Source organism: Burkholderia sp. AU6039, assembly GCF_002223365.1.
Lineage (GTDB): Bacteria > Pseudomonadota > Gammaproteobacteria > Burkholderiales > Burkholderiaceae > Burkholderia.
Genome location: NZ_NKFK01000004.1, coordinates 810,943 through 830,602 on the forward strand (window position 1 = coordinate 810,943; position 19,660 = coordinate 830,602).

Genomic DNA, 19,660 nt, shown 5'->3' on the forward strand with positions numbered 1-19,660 from the left:
GGCTAGCCGCGCGCCGCGTGCGCGGCGCGCACGGCGGCGACGATGTTCGGGTACGCGCCGCAGCGGCACAGGTTGCCGCTCATGCGCTCGCGGATCTCGTCGTCCGACAGCTGCGGGGGACGGCGCCGCACGTCGTCGGTGGCGGCGCTCCCGGCCCCCGCCGCGAACTCGTCGAGCAGCGCGGTCGCCGAGCAGAGCTGGCCGGACGTGCAGTAGCCGCACTGGAACGCATCGCATTCGACGAATGCGCGCTGCACCGGGCTCAGCACGCCGCCGCGCGCCAGCCCTTCGACGGTCGTGATCCGCGCGCCTTCGTGCATCACCGCGAGCGTCAGGCATGCGTTGATGCGCCGCCCGTCGACGAGCACCGTGCACGCGCCGCACTGCCCGCGATCGCAGCCCTTCTTCGTGCCCGTGAGCCCGGCGTATTCGCGCAGTGCGTCGAGCAGCGTGACGCGCGGTTCGAGCTGCAGTGTGTACGCGCGCCCGTTGATGTCGAGACGCACGGGCTGCGCCGGCACCGTATCGCGGCGGGGCGCGGCCGGCGTGGATGCCGCGTACGACGGCGGCGGATGAACGTGCGATGCGGCGCTGACGGTCGCGGCAGCGGCCGCGGATTGCAGGAAGCGGCGCCGCGCGGCACTGGACGGCGTGTCGTGCGGCAACCGCGGCGCCGCTGAATGGCCGGGCCCGAGCGGCGACGGGGCGGCATCGCGCGCCGGTTCGGCAGACGGAGAATCGGATCGATCGCTGGACATGACTTCTGCTCGCTCAATGGTTGATGGACGCAGATGTGCCGCCGCACCCGGATGGCGGCGCGGTCGGCACGCCCATCGGCAACGAGCAATTCCGGTGCCGCGAAACGGCGGGGCAACGCCGATGTGCCGCGTCAGTCACCCGTGCGAGGCGCGGCCCGGGCGGCAGACGGAACACGTTGCCGCTGACCCTGCCTTCATGACACCACGCTGGCGCGCGGCTGGCCGTTCGCTGACGAAGCGGCAATAACGCCCGGTTTTCCGGCGCATCCGGACACACATCGGTCGCAAGTTGCCGGGCGCAGGTGCCACGGCGCGCATGGCGCTCGCGTCGCCGTGGCCGGATCACGTCGTTGCGCGCCGTGTAAATGCGCGCAGCATCCGTCTCTGCTGGAAAATTCCGCCACGCGTGCCGGCGGATCGCCGCGAAGGCGTTCCGTTGGCCTGACGAAAACATGTCGCGATCACACTCGCATCGCAAACGATTCACCGAAACGTCGCATCGCGGCGGCATACTCGAAAACGTTTCCCGATCAGCCTGCCAGGAGAGAAGTCATGCGTCGCGTTTTCGTCGCCGTCGTTCTGTGTGCCGCCGTTTTCGTCGCCGCCTGCAGCGACGACGCGCCGCACGACGCCAACGCGACCGACGCCGCGCAGCAGGCCGGCGGCGCATCGAGCGGCGCCGCCGGCGCGTTCAACAGTGACGCGAGCGCGAATGCCGCCGCGTCCGATGCCGCGCCGCTCGCGCCGCCCGTCGTGCACTACCCGCCCGATGACGACGACGATGCGAAGCCCGCCGCGAATGCAGCCGCCTCCAGCGCGGCCGCGTCGTCACCGGGCTGATCCCGTCACCACGTGAAATGAGTCGGACCCGCTCGGGGAGAGCGGCGGGCATTCGTTGGGAGGCTTCGCTGACATGACGTCACGGTCGGCGGTGGCGCAAACGGCATGGCGTCGCGCCACCTCGCGGGCCACGCCGAGCCCGGCCGGCCGAGCGATTCGGCCCCGGCCGGCGTCAGGCCCGTGCGCGCGCCGCACGCGCAACGGCACGCGATGCCGCGACAGCCGCCGCGCGGCATGCGCCGCGCCGCCCGCCCGTCAGACCGCGTGCGCGAGCGCGCGGTCGACGAGCGCGGTTTCGAAGCCGTCGTCCGCGTCGCGAAAGCGCAGCGGTGCCGCGCAATGGACGAGCGTGTCGATGAAGTACTTCGCGCGCGGCCACGGCCCGAAGCCGGCCGCGGTGTTGATGTGCCCCGCGTCGCCGAGGTTCACGAACGCGCTGCCCAGATGCTGCGCGAGCGTGCGCGCGTCGCCGAGCGGCATCCACGGATCGGTTTCGCTGCCGATCACGATCGACGGCACGGGGAGCCGGCGCGCGTCGAACGGCCCGGCAAACGTGAATTTCTTCGGACTGGCGGGCGCGACGAGCAGCACGCCCGCGACGTCGCCCGTATGCGGCCACTGCGCGAGCGCATGCGCGGCCGCGAGGCAGCCGAAGCTGTGTGCGGCGAGCACGAACGGGCCGCGTTCGCGGTCGAGCAACGCGCGCACCGATTGCGCCCAGCGCGCGAGATCGGGAGCGTCCCAGTCGTCCTGTTCGACGCGCAGCGAACGCGGGAACTGCCGTTCGAGCCAGGTCTGCCAGTGAGCGCCTTCGCTGCCGTGCAGGCCCGGAACGGTGACGAGCCGCGGCGGCCACGCCGATTTGCTGCATGCGCGCATGATTGCCCTCGCTTGCTTGAAGACGGGATTCGATTGTGGCGCGGCGTCCGCAGCGGCCGAACCAATATTTTGTGCTTTGCTTTTGCGGGGGCCGGCCATCCGGGGGCCGGCCATCCGGGGGGCGGCCATCCGCGGGCCGGCCATCGGGGGCGTCCGCTCGCCCCGCGCACCGGCGCGCGATGCGCCGCGAAACCGTAGAATGTGGGCTTCCCGTCAGCTTCACACGGAACCGGGGCCGGGCGCCGACGCGCCGGGCGCCCGGTCGTCAGGAGACGCCCGATGTCCGCTACGCCCGCCGGCGCGCTGCGCCCGGCCCCGCTCGCCGTTCCCGTGACGCGCCTCGCCGGCGCGCGCGCCGTCATCCAATGAAGATCCTGTTCCATTCCCCGCACCAGGAAGCAGCCGCGTGGCGCGACCAGATCGCGCATGCGCTGCCGGAAGCCGAACTGCGCGCGTGGCAGCCGGGCGACACGGCCGCCGCCGACTACGCGCTCGTCTGGCGCGCGCCGCGCGAATTCTTCGCCCCGCGCGACGGCCTGCGCGCAATCTTCAACCTCGGCGCCGGCGTCGATGCGCTGCTCGCGCTCGAGCACGCGCATCCGGGCACGCTGCCGCGCCACGTGCCGCTCGTGCGGCTGGAAGATTCGGGCATGGCGCAGCAGATGGTCGAATACGTGACGCACGCGGTGCTGCGCTACCTGCGCCGCTTCGACGAATACGAAGTGCTGCAGCGCGAGCGCCGCTGGCAACCGCTCGAACCGCATGCGCGCGCCAGCTTCACCGTCGCCGTGCTCGGCCTCGGCGTGCTCGGCGCGCAGGTCGCACGCGCGCTCGCCGCGCTCGGCCTGCCCGTGCGCGGCTACAGCCGCAGCGCGAAGCAGCTCGACGGCGTGACGACCTTCGCCGGCGACGGCGCATTCGATGCGTGCATCGACGGCGCGAAGGTGCTCGTCAACCTGCTGCCGAGCACGCCCGACACCGACGGCATCCTGGCGTCACGCACGTTCGCACGGCTCGCGCCCGGCGCGTATGTCGTCAACGTCGCGCGCGGCGCGCATCTCGTCGAAGCCGACCTGCTCGACGCGCTCGCGAGCGGCCAGATCGCCGCCGCGACGCTCGACGTGTTCCACCGCGAGCCGCTGCCGGAAGACCATCCGTTCTGGCACGCGCCGCGCATCACGATCACGCCGCACAGCTCGGCCGAGACGCTGCGCGACGAAGCCATCGCCCAGATCGCCGGCAAGATCCGTGCACTGGAGCGCGGCGAGCGCGTCGGCGGCATCGTCGACTACGCACGCGGCTACTGAACCTACAAGCACACCAGGAGACAACCATGACGTTCCCCACCGCCGTCAAGATCGTCGAAGTCGGCCCGCGCGACGGGCTGCAGAACGAGAAGACCTTCGTGCCGACCGACGTGAAGATCGCGCTCGTCGACCGGCTGTCACACGCCGGCTTCCGCAACGTCGAGGCCGCGTCGTTCGTGTCGCCGAAATGGGTGCCGCAGATGGCCGACGGCGCCGACGTGATGGCCGGCATCGAGCGCCGCGCGGGCACCGTGTACTCGGTGCTCACGCCGAACCTGAAGGGCTTCGAGAATGCGGTCGCGGCGCGCGCGGACGAAGTCGTGATCTTCGGCGCGGCGAGCGAGGCGTTCTCGCAGCGGAACATCAACTGCAGCATCGCCGAGAGCATCGCGCGCTTCGAGCCGGTCGCGAAGGCGGCGAAGGATGCGGGCCTGCGGCTGCGCGGCAGCGTGTCGTGCACGCTCGGCTGCCCGTACCAGGGCGAAGTGCCGGTCGCATCGGTCGTCGACGTCGTCGAGCGCTTCGCTGCGCTCGGCTGCGACGAGATCGACATCGCCGACACGATCGGCGTCGGCACGCCGAAGCGCACGCGCGAAGTGCTCGCGGCCGTCACGCGCGTGTTCCCGCGCGAACGCCTGTCGGGCCACTTCCACGACACCTACGGCCAGGCGCTCGCGAACATCTACGCGGCGCTGTTCGAAGGGATCGAGATCTTCCACGCGTCGGTCGCGGGCCTCGGCGGCTGCCCGTACGCGAAGGGCGCGACCGGCAACGTCGCGACCGAGGACGTGCTGTACCTGATGCAGGGCCTCGGCATCGACACCGGCATCGACCTCGCGCAGGTCGTCGCCGCCGGCGACTTCATCTCGAACGCGATCGGCCGCGCGAACGTGTCGCGCGCCGGTCGCGCCCTGCTCGCCAAGGCGCAGAGCGCGGCCGACGCCGCGAGCTGCGTATGACCCCGGTATTCGATGGATTCCTCAACATGACGACACCTGCTTCATTCGATTCCCTCCCCGACTCCGCGCGACGCGTCGCACTGCTGCTGCGCGAGCGCGGCCATGCGAAAGGCATCGTGATGCTCGCCGAAACCGGCAAGACCTCGGCCGAGGCCGCGGCCGGGCTCGGCTGCTCGGTCGCGCAGATCGCGAAGTCGATCCTGTTTCGCCGCCAGTCGGACGGCGCGCCGGTGCTCGTGGTCGCGAGCGGCGTGAATCGTGTCGACGAGAAGAAGGTCGCCGCGCAAGTCGGCGCGGTCGGCCGCGCGGACGCGAAGTTCGTGCGCGACAACACCGGCTATGCGATCGGCGGCGTGTGCCCGATCGGTCATCTCGTCGAACCCGTCACGCTGATCGACGCCGACCTGCTCGAGCTCGACAGCCTGTGGGCGGCCGCCGGCCATCCGCACGCGGTGTTCAACCTGTCGCCGAACGAACTCGTGTCGCTGACGGGCGCGCCGGTCGCGGACATCGCGTTGCGGGAGCCCGCATGAGCGACGTGCCGGTGACGGTGCCGGTCGGCACGGTCGCGTCGCCGTGCACCGACGTATGCCGGATCGATCCGCGCACCGACTGGTGCGCGGGCTGCCTGCGCACGCGCGGCGAGATCAAGGGATGGCGTGCGTCGGACGACGACGCGCGGCGCGCGTTGCTCGCGCGGCTCGATGCGCGTCGGCGTCTGCTGGCGAGAAGCGGCGCATAAAAAAAAGCCGTTCAACCTGACAGGCGAACGGCATCGAGATCGGAATCCTGTGAACGTGATCAACGTCACAGCCCGCATCATACGAGCGACGCGACCGCATCGCATCGGGTGTTTCCCTACAACTTCTTACAGCGTCTTCCACGCGTGTGCGCGCACGACTTTTGCTCGCCATGTACGCACCCGCTGCCCGCAATACGCGCGCCTGAAACAAGCATTCGACTAGCGGCTGCGCTGCCCCGCAACGGCTCGCCGAATCGCACGACCGTTTCAGTGGCCGACGGCCGCACGACGGGCCGGCACGATGCGCCAGCCGAGATTCACGCCGGCCGCCGCGAGCAGGATCAGCAGCGCGCCGACCACCTGCGTCCACGCGAGTGTCTGCCCGAACGCGACATGATCGACGACGATCGCGACGACCGGATAGACGAACGACAGCGCGCCGGTCATCGCGGTCGGCAGCTTCTGGATCGCGCCGTACAGCAGCACATACATCAGACCGGTGTTCACGACGCCCAGCACGACGAGGTCGAGCCACTGCCCGGCGGTCGCCGGCAACGTGCCGAAGTGCGCGAACGGCGCGAGCAGCAGGACCCCGAGGCCGGCCTGCAGCAGCGCGAGCAGGTGCGGCGGCGTGCCCTTCAGGTGCTTCGTGACGATCGACGAGATCGCATACAGGAACGCCGCACCGAGCGACAGCGCGACACCTTCCAGATATTCGCCCGGCACCGCGAGCACGGCCGGCTCGACGCGCACCACGGCGACGAGCCCGACGAAGGCGAGCGCGAGCCACGCGACGGTGGACGCGGTGATCCGCTCGCGGAACACGATCGCGCCGAGCGCGACGAGCATGAACGGCTGCGTGTTGTAGACGGCGGTCGCCATCGAGATCGACGCGCGCGAATAGGCGGCGAACAGCAGCAGCCAGTTCGCGACGATCGCGACGCTGCCGAGGGTCGCCAGCGCGAGCATCCGCGGCGAGAACAGTGCACGGCGCAGGAACCCGAACGCCGCGCAGACGATCGCGAGCGTCGCGGCGCCGAACAGGCAGCGGAAGAACACGACGTTGGTCAGCGGTTGCTGCGACGACATCACGAGCCAGCCGATCGTGCCGGACATCATCATCGCGACGACCATCTCGGCGGCGCCGCGGCGAATTTCATTCGAAGCCATCGTGAACTCCGTTCAGAAGAGTGGATGACTTCGATTCTAGAAACTTGCTTTCGCGGCAACCACGGCTAAACTGAAGTGAATCGTCCGATTTACCTTCGAAAGCAAAGCGATCATGCCGAAACGCCTTTCCCCGCCCGCCGTCGCGTCGCTCGACGCGACCGACCGCGCGATTCTCGCGGCGCTGGCCGACGACGCGCGCATCGCCACCAGCGAACTCGCCCGGCAGATCGGGCTGTCGGCGCCCGCGACCGCCGACCGCGTGCGGCGGCTCGAGGCGCAAGGCGTGATCGCCGCGTTCACCGTCGAACTCGACCCGCGCGCGCTCGGCTACACGCTGCAGGCGATCGTCCGCGTGAAGCCGCTGCCCGGCCAGCTGCATCTCGTCGAAGAGATGCTGCGGCGGATTCCCGAATTCGTGGAGTGCGACAAGGTGACCGGCGACGACTGCTTCATCTGCCGGCTTTACCTGCGCACGATCGCGCATCTCGACGACATCCTGTCGAAAGTGACGGAGCGCGCCGAGACGAGCACCGCGATCGTGAAGTCGACACCAGTGCCGCGCCGGCTGCCACCGCTCGTCGAGGACGACGGCGCGCACCGCTGAACGAGCCGGTACGCGGTGCGCACCGCCCGCGTGCTCACACGAGCCCATGCATGCCGTCAGGCAGCCGCGTCGCGCGCCTCGAAGAACGCCAGCAGTTCGTCGATCAGCGCGACCGGCGCCTCTTCCGGAATGTAGTGCCCGCACTCGAGCGCGCGGCCGCTGACGTCGCGCGCGACACGGCGCCATTCGTCGAGCGGATCGAAGCAGCGGCCGACGATCCCGTTCTCCCCCCACAGCACGCGCAGCGGGCACGCGACCTTGTTGCCGCGCTCAAGATCCGCACGGTCGTGCTCGAGATCGATCGTCGCGGACGCGCGGTAGTCCTCGCACATCGCATGCACGGCGCCCGGCTGCGCGAGCGCGGCGCGGTACGCGGCGAGCGCCTCGGGCGCGAACGGCGCCAGTCCGGCGGACCGGTTGCCCATCACGCGCTCGATGTACGCATCGGTATGCGCGCCGACCAGCGTCTCGGGCAGCGGCTCCGGCTGGATCAGGAAGAACCAGTGGAAATACGCGGTCGCGAACGCGCGATCGGTTTTCTCGTACATCGCGAGCGTCGGTGCGATGTCGAGCAGCATCATCCGCTCGACGGCGTCCGGATGATCGAGCGCGAGCCGGTGCGCGACCCGCGCGCCGCGATCGTGCGCGCATACATGGAAGTGCTCGAAGCCGAAATGCCGCATCACGGCGACCTGGTCGGCCGCCATCGCCCGTTTCGAATACGGCACGTGCTGCGCGTCGCTCGGCGGCTTGCCCGACGCGCCGTAGCCGCGCAGGTCGGTGGCGATCACCGTGAAATGATTCGCGAGCGTCGCCGCAACGCGATGCCAGATCATGTGGGTTTGCGGATGTCCGTGCAGCAACAGGAGCGGCGGACCCGCGCCTCCTTTGACACCGAAGATGTCGGTGTCCTGCACCGTCACGCGAAACGGTGCAAACGCCTCAAACGACATGGTTTATTTCTCGTTGGTTTGTTATGGCGGCTATTTTAGGAGCGCTTGCGCCTCAGCACAGCGGGGCAACAGCCAGAATCCGTAGAAAGAGAACACTCACTCGATTGCCGGCACACCGCGCATTTTGTTAAGCTCGCGTAGAATCGCACGATCGTTCGTATTAATAAGGACGACATCGTTTCGCAGCTACACTCGAATCACCGTTCGACCGCAAAGCATGGCGCCGGCGCGACCGCGCGGGCGCCCCTGGAGACTGGAGACATCACATGGCATTGCCCACCGTCCTGCAGAACCTGACGCTGCCCGTCATCGCATCGCCGATGTTCATCGTCAGCTACCCCGAACTCGTGCTCGCGCAATGCAAGGCGGGCATCGTCGGTTCGTTCCCCGCGCTCAACGCCCGTCCGGCCGAACTGCTCGACGAGTGGCTCACGCAAATCCAGTCCGAGCTCGCCGATCACCAGGCAAAGAATCCCGGCGCGGTGATCGGCCCGATCGCGGTCAACCAGATCGTCCACCAGTCGAATGCGCGGCTCGAGCACGACGTGCGCGTGTGCGTCGAGCACAAGGTGCCGATCTTCATCACGAGCCTGCGCGCACCGGCGCGCGAGATCGTCGACGCGGTGCACAGCTACGGCGGCATCGTGCTGCACGACGTGATCAACCTGCGCCACGCGCAGAAGGCGCTCGAAGCCGGCGTCGACGGGCTGATCCTCGTCGCGGCCGGCGCAGGCGGCCATGCGGGCACGACGTCGCCGTTCGCGCTCGTCGGCGAAGTCCGCAAGATCTTCGACGGCCCGATCGTGCTGTCCGGCGCGATCGCGAACGGCGGCTCGATCCTCGCGGCGCAGGCGATGGGCGCGGACTTCGCGTACATGGGCACGCGCTTCATCGCGACGCAGGAAGCGCACGCGATCGACGACTACAAGCACGCGATCGTGAACGCGAAATCGTCGGACATCATCTACACGAACCTCTTCACCGGCGTGCACGGCAACTACATTCGCGAGAGCATCGAGAAGGCCGGCCTCGATCCGGAGGCGCTGCCGGAATCCGACAAGACCAAGATGAATTTCGGCAGCGACAAGACGAAGGCGTGGAAGGACATCTGGGGCGCCGGCCAGGGCGTCGGCCTGATGGACGACCTGCCGAGCGTGGGTGCGCTCGTCGAGCGCCTGAAGCGCGAATACGACGACGCGAAGGCGCGACTCGGCATTCCGCGCTGACGAATGCGGCGGCCCTCGCGGCCGCCGCCGGCGCGCATGCCGTCGGACAAAACAAAAAGCGCGAACCGCAGCGGTTCGCGCTTTTTCATTGCCCCGCTGTAGCGGGACACACGGCGGCTCAGACCGCGCGCTTCATCCGCGTGATCGGCAGCACGCGCAGGCGCGATTCGATCGACGGGCACAGCGACTGCCCTTCGAAACGCGCCGCCAGGAAGTCGACGAACGAACGCACCTTCGCGGACACGTGACGACGGCTCGCGTAGACCGCATAGATCGGCGCCTCGTGCGGCGGCACCGCATCGAGCAGCACCGGCACGAGCCGGCCGGACTCGATGTCGTCGCCGACCACCTCGGTGCCGAGCAGCGCGATGCCCGCGCCCGCGAGCACGGCCGCACGCAGCCCTTCGAGATGGTTCACGATCAGGTTGCCGTTGAGGTTCACGCGCGACGCGGCGGCCGCGTCGATCACCAGCGAGTCGAGCATCGTCGAATTCGAGTCGCGCCGCAGGTAGTTGTGGTGCGCGAGATCGCCGATCGTCGCGGGCGTGCCGTGCTTCTCGAGATACTCGGGCGACGCGACCAGCAGGATGTGCGCGGTCGCGATCTGCCGCGCGACCAGCGACGACGATTTCAATCCGTTCGGCGCCGCGCGCACCGCGACGTCGTAGCCTTCCTCGATCAGGTCGACCACGCGATCGGACAGCGTCATGTCGACGGTCACGTCCGGGAACCGGCCCGCATAGTCGGTGACGGCCTGCATCACGTGCCGCAGCCCGAACGCCGATAGCGACGTGACGCGCAGCCGGCCTTGCGGCACCACGCTCGCGGCGCCGACGGCCTGCCCGGCTTCGTCGAGTTCGGACAGCGCCTGCACGAGGCGCTCATAGTATTCGCGTCCCGCCTCGGTAGGGGCGACGCGTCGTGTCGTGCGATGCAGCAGCCGCGCACCGAGCTGCTGCTCGAGATGCATCACGTGCTTGCTCGCCATCGCAGCCGACATCTGCATGCGCTCGGCCGCGCCGACGAAGCTGCCCACTTCGACGACGTAGCGAAACACATTCATGCTGACGAGGGTATCCATCGAACTAGCTCGTAATGACGGGGAATGGTCCAATTACGAGATAGGGTAACAAAGGCGGGGAAACAGAAAGGTCAAGAAAGGCAAAACGGCGCCGCGGGGTCGCAGCGCCGTTTTTGGCGGGAAAACATGCAGTCCGGACGCGCTTTTCACCCGCGTCCGGCACACCGCTCGCGCGTGCGCGTCAGAACTTCGCGCGGATGCCGGCGCCGAACGTGTTGCCGGTCGACAGGCCGCTGATGTGGTCGTTCATGTACGCGGCGTAGACGTCCGTGCGCTTGGACAGCGGATAGTCGTAGCCGACGGCCCAGGTCTGGCGCGTCTGGTCGAGGCCGCCCGAATCGCGCGAGTACGCGTACGACGCCATCGCGTTGCCCACGCCGAGCGGCACCGACACGCCGCCCTGCGCGGTGTTCACGTGCCAGCTGCCCGCGACCTGGTCATTCTTCGTATACATGTACTGGCCGAACAGCTTCACGTACTTGAGGTCGTAGGTCGCGCCGACTTGCGCGATGCCCTGGCTCTTCATGCCGGCCACCAGCGCGCTCAGGTCACGCGGGCCGTTGTTGAAGTTCACGTACTGGTAGACCGCGGTCGCCGCGAACGGGCCGTTCGCATAGTTGAACTGCGCGCTCCACTTCTTCGAGCCGTTGTCGCCGGCCTGGTTGCCGAGTGCGTACATCGCGCCGAAATTCAGGCCACCGAACGAAGGCGACGTGTACGACAGCGCGTTGTTCCAGCCCGAATCGCCGACGGCACCCTGGTCGCTCGGGTAGGTCGGGAACGTGCCGAGGCCGAGGAACACGTGATACACCATCGGCGAGAAGGTGTACGAGTCGTAGAACGGGTTGAACAGGATCGTCGACAGGAACAGGTGCGTCGTCAGGCGGCCGGCCGTCACCGTGCCGTACGGCGAATCGATGCCGACGTAGGCGTTGCGTGCGAAGAACGTGTCGCCCTGGAAGCGGCCGAACTGGCCGTTCTGGGCGCGGAAGAAGCTTTCCAGCGTGAAGATCGCCTTGTAGCCGTTACCGAGATCCTCGGCGCCGTGCAGGCCCCAGTACGACGTCGACATCCCGCCGCCGCTCACGTTCCACGCGCGGTTGCCGCCCGGGAACTTGGTTGCGCCGACCCATTCGTCGACCTGCCCGTAGAGCGACACGCTCGACTGTGCATGGACGGGAGCGGTAGCCGCCACGCAGGCGGCCGCGGCGATCAGCTTGACGGACGTGCGCGACGCACGGCGAGCGAATGCTTTCATTGGATCTCCAGATTTTGTCGAATGGTCGATAAGTGGCGCGAGCGTTGTTTTTTGGAGCCGAGTGCTTGCGTCGTATGGGGCGCAGCCATCTTTACGGATCATTCGTCCGGTCAAAATTGCGCACACTTATTGCGGGTATAGCGGCGGCATTAACTTCGCGGAATGGATACATGGCCGGGCACCTGCCGGCGGCCCCGCACGAACGCGGTCGCGCGGCGGGACGGCAGCGGGGCACACGCGAGCCGGGCGCGAAAGATAGCGCAATGCGACGGGAAAATCAGCGGAAATCTGTGCGCGACTGTGGCGAATTCGCATCAGCCGGCGGAGGGACGAGCGCGCGGGCGCTCAGTTTCGGTAGAACGGGGAGAAAGACGGCGAGTGCGCAGGCTCTTCCTGCGAGCGAGGCGGCGGCATCGGACGTCCGCCGCGCTCCTCGTTGTAGCGCGCGACGTCGGCGCGGATCGAACCGGCACGCAGCGGCACGTTGCCACCGCCCGGCGGGCGCGGCACCTGGCGCACGTCGGCGCTGATCGGACGATACGGGCTTTGCGCGGCGTAATGGCCATACGACGGCGTCGGCCGCAGCCCCCAGCGGGAGCCGTAGCCGTTCACGCCGCCGGCGCGTGCACCGGCGAGAGGCGCCGCGCGGCGCCAGACGGGCCCACCACCAGCCGGCTGACCGTACGCGCGCATGTCGCCGCCACCGAAGCCGTGGCCGCCGAACGCATGACCGCCGCCGTGGGGCGGTTGCGCGAGCGCGAGCGGCAACAGCAGCGCGCCGAGCACGCCTGCCACCCATCGTCCGATCTTCCGTTTCACCCGTTCCGTCATCGTTCAGTGCCTGTCCACGCCCGCCGCCGGCTCCTTTCGGCCGACCCAAGGCTTTCAGCAGTAATTTATGAGCGGGCCGAAAGCGTGTCGAGCCAAAAAGTGTTATGTCGCCGGCATCGGTGTAACACCATGTTACTGCTAGGTTTTTTCACTTCCGGGCGCGACCGCGACAGAACATTCTTCTGCCGTTTTGCGCCCGGCCGGGCCGGCGCCGTGGGCGCTGCTGCATGAGATTGGTTCATCAATCGATTCCCACAATGCATTTGTGTAGTGAATCGCCGACCGGGACAATGACGCCATCCGCGCGCGCGACGCGCGCCTTTGTCGTTTCCGAATCGAGTTCCCGATGGCCCGTCCCCGTTTTCTTCCCGACAACTTCACGCTCGCGCTCGTCGGCACCGTCGTGCTCGCGAGCTTCCTGCCGTGCCGTGGCCCGGCCGCCCATGCGTTCAACTGGGCGACCAACATCGCCGTCGGCCTGCTGTTCTTCCTGCACGGCGCGAAGCTGTCACGCGAAGCCGTCATCGCGGGTGCGACCCACTGGCGGCTGCACGCGGTCGTGCTGCTCAGCACGTTCGCGCTGTTCCCGCTGCTCGGCCTCGCGCTGAAACCCGTGCTGCAGCCGCTCGTCACGCCGACGCTGTACGCGGGCGTGCTGTTCCTGTGCACGCTGCCGTCGACGGTCCAGTCGTCGATCGCGTTCACGTCGATCGCGAAGGGCAACGTGCCGGCCGCCGTGTGCGCGGCATCCGCGTCGAGCCTGCTCGGGATTTTCGTCACGCCGGCGCTCGTCGGGCTGATGATCACGTCGCAGTCGGCGGCCGCCGCGTCGCCGTGGAGCACCGTCGGCAGCATCGTGATGCAGCTGCTCGTACCGTTCATCGCCGGCCAGTTGCTGCGGCCCGTGATCGGCGGCTGGATCGACCGCAACCGCGGCGTGCTGCGCTTCGTCGACCAGGGCTCGATCCTGCTCGTCGTCTACGTCGCCTTCAGCGAGGCCGTCAACGAAGGCCTGTGGCACCAGATCCCGCCGCGCGCGCTCGGCGGCCTGCTCGTCGTCAACCTCGTGCTGCTCGCGATCGCGCTGCTGCTGACCGCGTTCGTCAGCAAGCGGCTCGGCTTCAACCGCGCCGACCAGATCACGATCATCTTCTGCGGGTCGAAGAAGAGCCTCGCGGCCGGCGTGCCGATGGCGAAGGTGATCTTCTCGGCGAACGCGGTCGGCGCGATCGTGCTGCCGTTGATGCTGTTCCACCAGATCCAGCTGATGGCGTGTGCGGCGCTTGCGCAGCGCTGGGGCGCGCGCGACATGAGCGGCGAGCACGACGAGGGCGACGCGGCATCGGCGCCCGGGGCGCTCAGCGCGGGCAAGCGCTGACGAGCAGGGCGGCGGGGGGGTGCCGTCCCGGCGGTTTCGCCCTCCCGCCCTCCCGCCCTCCCGCCTTCCCGCCTCACCGCCGCACCCCTCTTCCCAATGCACCCCGGTGCGCCCCAAGCGCGATGCACCACCAGCGCCCATCGCGTCACGAAATCTTCATTCAATTCTCCGCGGGCGATGCCGTTAAGTCGGGCGTCCCGTCGATTCGGCTGCTCTCGCCCATGCCCGCGCCCCACTCCGATTCCGCTGCCGCCAGCATCACGCGCCTGATCGCGGATCGCGCGCTCGCCGCCGTCTTCCAGCCGATCGTCGATCTCGGGTCGGGGACGGTCGTCGGCTACGAGGGCCTGATACGCGGCCCGCGCGGCACCGACCTCGAACCGCCCGCCGCGCTGTTCGCGCAGGCCGCGCGCGAAGGCGAGACGATCGCGCTCGAACAGGCCGCCGCGCGCACCTGCCTCGACGCATTCGCGGCACTCGGCTGCGACGGCAAGCTGTTCCTCAACTTCAGCGCCGGGACGATCCTGAAGCTCGCCAGCGAACGCGAGCGTGCACGCCAGCTGCTCGTCCGCGCGCGGATCGGCGCCGAGCGCATCGTGATCGAGCTGACCGAGCAGAATGCGATTCCCGATGTCGCCCAGATCGGCCCGGCGGTCGCCTCGCTGCGCGACGCCGGCATCCAGTTCGCGCTCGACGACTACGGCACCGCGAACGCGAGCATGAACCTGTGGCTGCGCCTGCATCCGGATGTCGTGAAGATCGACCGCTTCTTCATCCACGACATCGCCCGCGACCCGCTCAAGTTCGAAGCCGTGAAGGCAATGCAGCACTTCGCGCAGGCGAGCGGCGCGAAACTGATCGCGGAAGGCATCGAGAACGAAAGCGACCTGATCGTCGTGCGCGACATGGGCATCTGCTGCGTGCAGGGCTTCCTGCTCGGCCGGCCGAACGCGCAGCCGTCGCGGGTCGTCGCGCCGGCCGCGCGCGATGCGATCCGCGCGCCGCACATCGCGGTGTTTCCCGGCGCGACGCGCTCGGTGCGGCCGGCCGGCACGATCGCCGGGAAGATGCTGGTGCCGGCGCCGGCGCTGCCGCGCGACGCGACCAGCAACGACGTGCTCGACCTGTTCAACCGGATGCCCGACCTGCATGCGGTCGCGCTCGTCGAACGCGGGCGGCCCGTCGCGCTCGTGAATCGCCGCGGCTTCATCGACCGCTTCGCGCTGCCGTATCACCGCGAGGTGTTCGGGAAGAAGCCGTGCCTGCAGTTCGCAAACGACGCGCCGCTGATGATCGACAACGCGACGACCTTCGAGCAGCTCGCGATGCTGCTCGCGAGCCACGACCAGCGCTATCTCGCGGACGGCTTCGTGATCACCGAACACGGCCGCTACGTCGGGCTCGGCACCGGCGAGAGCCTGGTGCGCGCGGTGACCGAGATGCGCATCGAGGCCGCGCGCTACGCGAATCCGCTGACGTTCCTGCCCGGCAACATCCCGATCAGCGCGCACATCGACCGCCTGCTCCAGCGCGACGCCGGCTTTCATGCGTGCTACGTCGACCTGAACCAGTTCAAGCCGTTCAACGACCAGTACGGCTACTGGCAGGGCGACGAGGTGCTGAAGTTCGCGGCGACGGTGCTGGCCGGCGTGTGCGACCCGCAGCGCGACTTTCTCGGGCACGTCGGCGGCGACGATTTCCTCGTGCTGTTCCAGCGCGCCGACTGGCGCGAACGCGCCGCCGACGCGATCGCCCGCTTCAACGAAGGCGCGCAGCTCTTCTACACACAGGCCGACCGGCAGGCGGGCGGGCTGCACGGCGAGGACCGCCACGGCAACCCGGCGTTCTTCGGCTTCGTGACGATGGCGATCGGCGCGGTCGGCGTGGCGGCCGGCGCGCACGGCGCGAAACGCTACGGCAGCGACGAGATCGCGTCGGTCGCCGCGCTCGCGAAGCGGCGCGCGAAACAGCAGCCGGATGGGCTCGCGGTCGTCGACCTCGATGCGGGCCGCACCGCGCTGCGCCATCGCGGCGAACCGCCGGCCGTGGCAATCCGCTGAACGGCGGGCGATCGCCGCCTGCAGACACGGCGGCGCCCGATGCGGCGATGGCGCACGTTCACCCGCCAGGCAACCAGACCGTTAGTTGCGCCGAGCCTCTCCGGCGACCCGCGGAGGCAACCTCGCACGACTCGCGCGAATGCGTGAAGCCAGCCCGCTTGCCGCTCGCCATGCACCCGCACGTTCACCTTGCCTTTTTCGCGTTTTGTTTAGTATTTTTAGTAACGGTGTTTTCGCAGATTAGCGCTTAAAACCCGGGAATTTGCGGGTATTCCCCGGCTATCCGGCCCGAATTCCGCAATACGTTTTACTATACAATCGCTTTCACCCTAAACAAACCGGACCCCGAACGATGGGTACGACCATTCGCGATGTGGCGCGGGCGGCAGAGGTCTCGATCGGCACCGTCTCCCGCGCGCTGAAAAACCAGCCGGGCCTTTCCGAAGCCACGCGTGCGCGCATCGTCGAGATCGCGCAGCGGCTCGGCTACGATCCCGCGCAACTGCGGCCGCGCATCCGCCGGCTCACCTTCCTGCTGCATCGCCAGCACAACCGCTTTCCGGCCAGCCCGTTCTTCTCGCACGTGCTGCATGGCGTCGAGGACGCGTGCCGCGAGCGCGGCATCGTGCCGACGCTGCTCACGGTCGGGCCGAACGACGACGTGCTGCGCCAGATGCGCCCGCACGCGCCCGACGCGATCGCGGTGGCCGGCTTCATCGAGCCCGAGACGATCGAGGCGCTCGCCGCGACCGGCCGACCGCTCGTGCTGATCGACCTGTGGGCGCCCGGACTGCGCTCGGTGAACATCGACAACGCGACGGGCGCGGCGCTCGCGATGCGCCACCTGCTCGCCACCGGCCGCACGCGGATCGCGTTCATCGGCGGCTCGCCCGCGCACTACAGCATCGCGCAGCGCGCGATCGGCTACCGGCGCGCGTTCTTCGAGGCCGGGCGGCTGTTCGATCCCGCGTACGAAGTGACGATCGATGCGGGGCTCGATCCCGACACCGGCGCAGCACGCGCGATGGAGCAGCTGCTCGACGCGCCGGGCCCGCGCCCGGAAGCCGTGTTCGCGTACAACGACGCGGCCGCGCTCGCCGCGCAGCGCGTCTGCATCGCGCGCGGGCTGCGCATTCCCGACGACATCGCGATCGTCGGCTTCGACAACATCCCGGCCGCCGCGCACGCGAGCCCGCCGCTCACGACGCTCGCGGTCGACAAGGAGGCGCTCGGCCGCCGCGGCGTCGAGCTGCTGCTCGCTGAAGCGCCCGAGCGCACCGAGATTTCCCTGCCCGTCGAGCTGATCGTGCGGGCCAGCAGCCAGCCCGCCGGCTCCCCGGCACTCGATACCGCCACGGTCACCGAATCATCATGAACATGCCCCCGGTCCAACCCTGCACGGCCGCGCCGGCCACCCACACGCAAGCTGCGCCGTTCGTCGCGAGTTTCCGCGATCCGTCGTTCCTGCTGTCGCACATCGAGGACACGCTGCGCTTCTACGCGACGAACGCGTTCGACCCGACGGGCGGCTTCTACCACTACTTCCGCGACGACGGCAGCATCTACAACCGCACGTCGCGCCACCTCGTCAGCAGTTGCCGGTTCGTCTTCAACTACGCGATGGCGTACCGGCATTTCGGCGATCCGCGCCACCTGGAATACGCGCGCCACGGGCTGCGCTTCCTGCGCGACGCGCACTGGGACGACGAGCTGCAGGGCTACGACTGGGAACTCGACTGGCGCGACGGCGCGAAGCGCGCGACGCTCGACGGCACGCGCCACTGCTACGGGCTCGCGTTCGTGCTGCTCGCGGCCGCGCACGCGACGATGGCCGGCATCGACGAGGCCCGCCCGCTGATCGCGGCCACCTTCGAGCTCGCCGAGCACCGTTTCTGGGATGCGGCCGCGGGCCTCTATGCGGACGATGCGACGCCGAACTGGATCGTGTCGTCGTACCGCGGCCAGAACGCGAACATGCACATGACGGAGGCGCTGCTCGCCGCGTACGAGGCGACCGGCCACCTCACGTACCTCGATCGCGCGGAAAAGCTCGCGTCCCACATCACGCAGCGGCAGGCCGCGCTGTCGGGCGGGCTCGTGTGGGAGCACTACCATGCGGACTGGTCGGTCGACTGGGATTACAACAAGGAAGACAGCTCGAACATCTTCCGCCCGTGGGGCTTCCAGCCCGGGCACCAGACCGAATGGGCGAAGCTGCTGCTGATCCTCGAGCGGCACCGCCCGCTCGACTGGCTCGTGCCGCGCGCGGCCGAGCTGTTCGACGCGGCGCTCACGCACGCGTGGGACGCCGATCACGGCGGCCTGTATTACGGCTTCGGCCCCGACTTCACGATCTGCGACCACAACAAGTATTTCTGGGTGCAGGCGGAAACCTTCGCGGCCGCCGCGATGCTCGGCGCGCGCACCGGCAGCGAGCGCTTCTGGGACTGGTACGACGAGATCTGGCGCTACAGCTGGGCCCACTTCGTCGATCACCGCTACGGCGCGTGGTACCGCATCCTCACCTGCGACAACCGCAAGTACAGCGACGAGAAGAGCCCGGCCGGCAAGACCGACTATCACACGATGGGCGCATGCTACGACGTGCTCGCGACCCTCGCGCGCGCGCAACGCAGCGAGCCGACGCAATGAGCGGCGGCACGTTTCCGGCTTTCGTGTCGGCGGGCGACATCCTGACCGACATGGTGCGCGCGGGTGACGCGCAATGGGCCTCGGTGCCGGGCGGCGCCGGCTGGAACGTCGCGCGCGCGGTCGCGCGGCTCGGCGTGCCGAGCGCGCTCGCGGGCTCGATCGGCGAAGACTGCTTCTCCGACGTGCTGTGGCGCACGAGCGAAGCGGCCGGGCTCGACCTGCGCTTCCTGCAGCGCGTCGCACGGCCGCCGCTGCTCGCGATCGTCCACGAGACGCGCCCGCCCGCGTACTTCTTCATCGGCGAAGCGAGCGCCGACCTCGCGTTCGATCCGGCGCAACTGCCGGCCGGCTGGACCGACCACGTGAAATGGGCGCACTTCGGCTGCATCAGCCTCGTGCGCGAACCGCTCGCCAGCACGCTGGCCGCGCTCGCGGCCGACCTGCACGCGCGCGGCGTGAAGATCAGCTTCGACCCGAACGTCCGGAACCTGATGACGGCCGCGTTCCGGCCGACGCTCGAGAAGATGGCCGCGCTCGCCGACCTGATCAAGGTGTCCGACGAGGACCTGCGGCACCTGTTCGGCGGCGACGGCCCCGACGCGATTGCCGCGGTGCGCGCGCTGAACCCGCGCGCGGCCGTGCTCGTCACGCGCGGCGCGCAGGCGGCGACGCTCTACGCGGACGGCGACGTACATGAAGCGAGCCCGCCGCGCGTGGAGGTCGCCGACACCGTCGGTGCGGGCGACGCGTCGATCGGCGGCATGCTGTTCAGCCTGATGGCCGCGCCGCAGCGAACCTGGCGCGAGCACCTCGTGTTCGCGCTGGCGGCGGGCGCCGCGGCCTGCCGGCATACGGGCGCGCACGCGCCGACGCTCGACGAGGTCGTCGCACTGATCGAACGATGACGGGCAGGATGGCGGCCGGACTCCGTTCGGTCACCGATAAGCCGCGCTGTACATGCT

Annotated in this window: 19 protein-coding genes; 12 read left to right on the forward strand and 7 right to left on the reverse strand. The window is 69.0% G+C overall.

Annotated elements, in window-relative coordinates; genetic code table 11:
* Positions 1-2 precede the first annotated feature (2 nt).
* The gene (locus tag CFB39_RS16455; protein WP_089473657.1) at positions 3-758 is read right to left on the reverse strand and encodes a (2Fe-2S)-binding protein; all 756 of its coding nucleotides are present in this window, start codon (positions 756-758) and stop codon (positions 3-5) included.
* Between the two features lie 552 nt (positions 759-1,310).
* Between CFB39_RS16455 and CFB39_RS16465 the strand changes: the two genes are divergently transcribed.
* Positions 1,311-1,598 (forward strand): hypothetical protein, encoded by a 288-nt coding sequence (locus CFB39_RS16465; RefSeq protein ID WP_089473658.1) that lies wholly within the window; start codon positions 1,311-1,313, stop codon positions 1,596-1,598.
* A 255-nt stretch (positions 1,599-1,853) separates the two neighbouring features.
* Here CFB39_RS16465 and CFB39_RS16470 read toward each other — a convergent pair whose 3' ends face one another.
* Complete coding sequence (locus tag CFB39_RS16470; protein ID WP_089473659.1) at positions 1,854-2,477, reverse strand: alpha/beta hydrolase; 624 nt, start codon at positions 2,475-2,477, stop codon at positions 1,854-1,856.
* A gap of 365 nt (positions 2,478-2,842) precedes the next feature.
* On the opposite strand from CFB39_RS16470, the gene CFB39_RS16475 reads away from it, so the two are divergent.
* From CFB39_RS16475 to CFB39_RS16490, 4 genes are read left to right on the forward strand one after another with little or no spacing between them, the layout of a single operon-like run.
* Entirely contained in the window at positions 2,843-3,784 is a 942-nt protein-coding gene (locus tag CFB39_RS16475; RefSeq protein WP_089473660.1) for a glyoxylate/hydroxypyruvate reductase A, read from the forward strand.
* Positions 3,785-3,810: 26 nt separating this feature from the next.
* Complete coding sequence (locus tag CFB39_RS16480; protein WP_089473661.1) at positions 3,811-4,743, forward strand: hydroxymethylglutaryl-CoA lyase; 933 nt, start codon at positions 3,811-3,813, stop codon at positions 4,741-4,743.
* Positions 4,744-4,769: 26 nt separating this feature from the next.
* A complete protein-coding gene (locus CFB39_RS16485; RefSeq protein WP_089473662.1) occupies positions 4,770-5,276 on the forward strand; it encodes a YbaK/EbsC family protein in 507 nt (168 codons plus the stop codon).
* Positions 5,273-5,485: a DUF1289 domain-containing protein gene (locus CFB39_RS16490; RefSeq protein WP_089426476.1), complete on the forward strand. Its 213-nt coding sequence runs from the start codon at positions 5,273-5,275 to the stop codon at positions 5,483-5,485. The genes CFB39_RS16485 and CFB39_RS16490 overlap by 4 nt, the downstream gene beginning before the upstream one ends.
* 267 nt (positions 5,486-5,752) lie before the next feature.
* Here CFB39_RS16490 and CFB39_RS16495 read toward each other — a convergent pair whose 3' ends face one another.
* Complete coding sequence (locus tag CFB39_RS16495) at positions 5,753-6,655, reverse strand: DMT family transporter (protein ID WP_089426477.1); 903 nt, start codon at positions 6,653-6,655, stop codon at positions 5,753-5,755.
* 112 nt (positions 6,656-6,767) lie between these two features.
* Here CFB39_RS16495 and CFB39_RS16500 point away from each other — a divergent pair, with 112 nt between their 5' ends.
* Positions 6,768-7,259 carry an Lrp/AsnC family transcriptional regulator gene (locus CFB39_RS16500; protein ID WP_011353413.1) on the forward strand — a complete coding sequence of 164 codons (492 nt, stop codon included), beginning with the start codon at positions 6,768-6,770 and terminating at the stop codon, positions 7,257-7,259.
* A gap of 56 nt (positions 7,260-7,315) precedes the next feature.
* Here the strand turns inward: CFB39_RS16500 and CFB39_RS16505 are convergent, their stop codons facing one another.
* Positions 7,316-8,212: an alpha/beta fold hydrolase gene (locus tag CFB39_RS16505; protein WP_089426478.1), complete on the reverse strand. Its 897-nt coding sequence runs from the start codon at positions 8,210-8,212 to the stop codon at positions 7,316-7,318.
* A 266-nt stretch (positions 8,213-8,478) separates the two neighbouring features.
* Here CFB39_RS16505 and CFB39_RS16510 point away from each other — a divergent pair, with 266 nt between their 5' ends.
* Positions 8,479-9,438 (forward strand): nitronate monooxygenase family protein, encoded by a 960-nt coding sequence (locus CFB39_RS16510; protein ID WP_039346483.1) that lies wholly within the window; start codon positions 8,479-8,481, stop codon positions 9,436-9,438.
* Positions 9,439-9,556: 118 nt separating this feature from the next.
* Here the strand turns inward: CFB39_RS16510 and CFB39_RS16515 are convergent, their stop codons facing one another.
* The 3 genes from CFB39_RS16515 to CFB39_RS16525 form a co-directional block, all read right to left on the reverse strand.
* On the reverse strand, positions 9,557-10,519 hold the full coding sequence (locus tag CFB39_RS16515) for a LysR family transcriptional regulator (protein ID WP_039346485.1): 963 nt from the start codon (positions 10,517-10,519) through the stop codon (positions 9,557-9,559).
* 181 nt (positions 10,520-10,700) lie between these two features.
* Positions 10,701-11,777, reverse strand: coding sequence for a porin (locus CFB39_RS16520; protein WP_089426481.1), 1,077 nt, complete (start codon positions 11,775-11,777; stop codon positions 10,701-10,703).
* Between the two features lie 345 nt (positions 11,778-12,122).
* Entirely contained in the window at positions 12,123-12,608 is a 486-nt protein-coding gene (locus CFB39_RS16525) for a peptide-binding protein (RefSeq protein ID WP_089473663.1), read from the reverse strand.
* Positions 12,609-12,954: 346 nt separating this feature from the next.
* Here CFB39_RS16525 and CFB39_RS16530 point away from each other — a divergent pair, with 346 nt between their 5' ends.
* The 5 genes from CFB39_RS16530 (at position 12,955) to CFB39_RS16550 (ending at position 19,603) form a co-directional block, all read left to right on the forward strand.
* The gene (locus CFB39_RS16530; RefSeq protein WP_089473664.1) at positions 12,955-13,986 is read left to right on the forward strand and encodes a bile acid:sodium symporter family protein; all 1,032 of its coding nucleotides are present in this window, start codon (positions 12,955-12,957) and stop codon (positions 13,984-13,986) included.
* Between the two features lie 221 nt (positions 13,987-14,207).
* The gene (locus CFB39_RS16535; RefSeq protein ID WP_089473803.1) at positions 14,208-16,046 is read left to right on the forward strand and encodes a phosphodiesterase; all 1,839 of its coding nucleotides are present in this window, start codon (positions 14,208-14,210) and stop codon (positions 16,044-16,046) included.
* Between the two features lie 352 nt (positions 16,047-16,398).
* Positions 16,399-17,421, forward strand: a complete 1,023-nt coding sequence (locus CFB39_RS16540; RefSeq protein WP_089473665.1) for a LacI family DNA-binding transcriptional regulator — start codon at positions 16,399-16,401, stop codon at positions 17,419-17,421.
* Positions 17,418-18,698, forward strand: coding sequence for an AGE family epimerase/isomerase (locus CFB39_RS16545; RefSeq protein WP_089473666.1), 1,281 nt, complete (start codon positions 17,418-17,420; stop codon positions 18,696-18,698). The genes CFB39_RS16540 and CFB39_RS16545 overlap by 4 nt, the downstream gene beginning before the upstream one ends.
* Positions 18,695-19,603 (forward strand): carbohydrate kinase, encoded by a 909-nt coding sequence (locus CFB39_RS16550; RefSeq protein ID WP_089473667.1) that lies wholly within the window; start codon positions 18,695-18,697, stop codon positions 19,601-19,603. Before CFB39_RS16545 ends, CFB39_RS16550 begins: the two co-directional genes overlap by 4 nt.
* Positions 19,604-19,660 lie beyond the last annotated feature (57 nt).

Coding starts and splice junctions, on each gene's coding strand:
- CFB39_RS16455 (WP_089473657.1), bottom strand. CDS start 758: ATGTCCAGCGATCGATCCGATTCTCCGTCTGCCGAACCGGCGCGCGAT.
- CFB39_RS16465 (WP_089473658.1), top strand. CDS start 1,311: ATGCGTCGCGTTTTCGTCGCCGTCGTTCTGTGTGCCGCCGTTTTCGTC.
- CFB39_RS16470 (WP_089473659.1), bottom strand. CDS start 2,477: ATGCGCGCATGCAGCAAATCGGCGTGGCCGCCGCGGCTCGTCACCGTT.
- CFB39_RS16475 (WP_089473660.1), top strand. CDS start 2,843: ATGAAGATCCTGTTCCATTCCCCGCACCAGGAAGCAGCCGCGTGGCGC.
- CFB39_RS16480 (WP_089473661.1), top strand. CDS start 3,811: ATGACGTTCCCCACCGCCGTCAAGATCGTCGAAGTCGGCCCGCGCGAC.
- CFB39_RS16485 (WP_089473662.1), top strand. CDS start 4,770: ATGACGACACCTGCTTCATTCGATTCCCTCCCCGACTCCGCGCGACGC.
- CFB39_RS16490 (WP_089426476.1), top strand. CDS start 5,273: ATGAGCGACGTGCCGGTGACGGTGCCGGTCGGCACGGTCGCGTCGCCG.
- CFB39_RS16495 (WP_089426477.1), bottom strand. CDS start 6,655: ATGGCTTCGAATGAAATTCGCCGCGGCGCCGCCGAGATGGTCGTCGCG.
- CFB39_RS16500 (WP_011353413.1), top strand. CDS start 6,768: ATGCCGAAACGCCTTTCCCCGCCCGCCGTCGCGTCGCTCGACGCGACC.
- CFB39_RS16505 (WP_089426478.1), bottom strand. CDS start 8,212: ATGTCGTTTGAGGCGTTTGCACCGTTTCGCGTGACGGTGCAGGACACC.
- CFB39_RS16510 (WP_039346483.1), top strand. CDS start 8,479: ATGGCATTGCCCACCGTCCTGCAGAACCTGACGCTGCCCGTCATCGCA.
- CFB39_RS16515 (WP_039346485.1), bottom strand. CDS start 10,519: ATGGATACCCTCGTCAGCATGAATGTGTTTCGCTACGTCGTCGAAGTG.
- CFB39_RS16520 (WP_089426481.1), bottom strand. CDS start 11,777: ATGAAAGCATTCGCTCGCCGTGCGTCGCGCACGTCCGTCAAGCTGATC.
- CFB39_RS16525 (WP_089473663.1), bottom strand. CDS start 12,608: ATGACGGAACGGGTGAAACGGAAGATCGGACGATGGGTGGCAGGCGTG.
- CFB39_RS16530 (WP_089473664.1), top strand. CDS start 12,955: ATGGCCCGTCCCCGTTTTCTTCCCGACAACTTCACGCTCGCGCTCGTC.
- CFB39_RS16535 (WP_089473803.1), top strand. CDS start 14,208: ATGCCCGCGCCCCACTCCGATTCCGCTGCCGCCAGCATCACGCGCCTG.
- CFB39_RS16540 (WP_089473665.1), top strand. CDS start 16,399: ATGGGTACGACCATTCGCGATGTGGCGCGGGCGGCAGAGGTCTCGATC.
- CFB39_RS16545 (WP_089473666.1), top strand. CDS start 17,418: ATGAACATGCCCCCGGTCCAACCCTGCACGGCCGCGCCGGCCACCCAC.
- CFB39_RS16550 (WP_089473667.1), top strand. CDS start 18,695: ATGAGCGGCGGCACGTTTCCGGCTTTCGTGTCGGCGGGCGACATCCTG.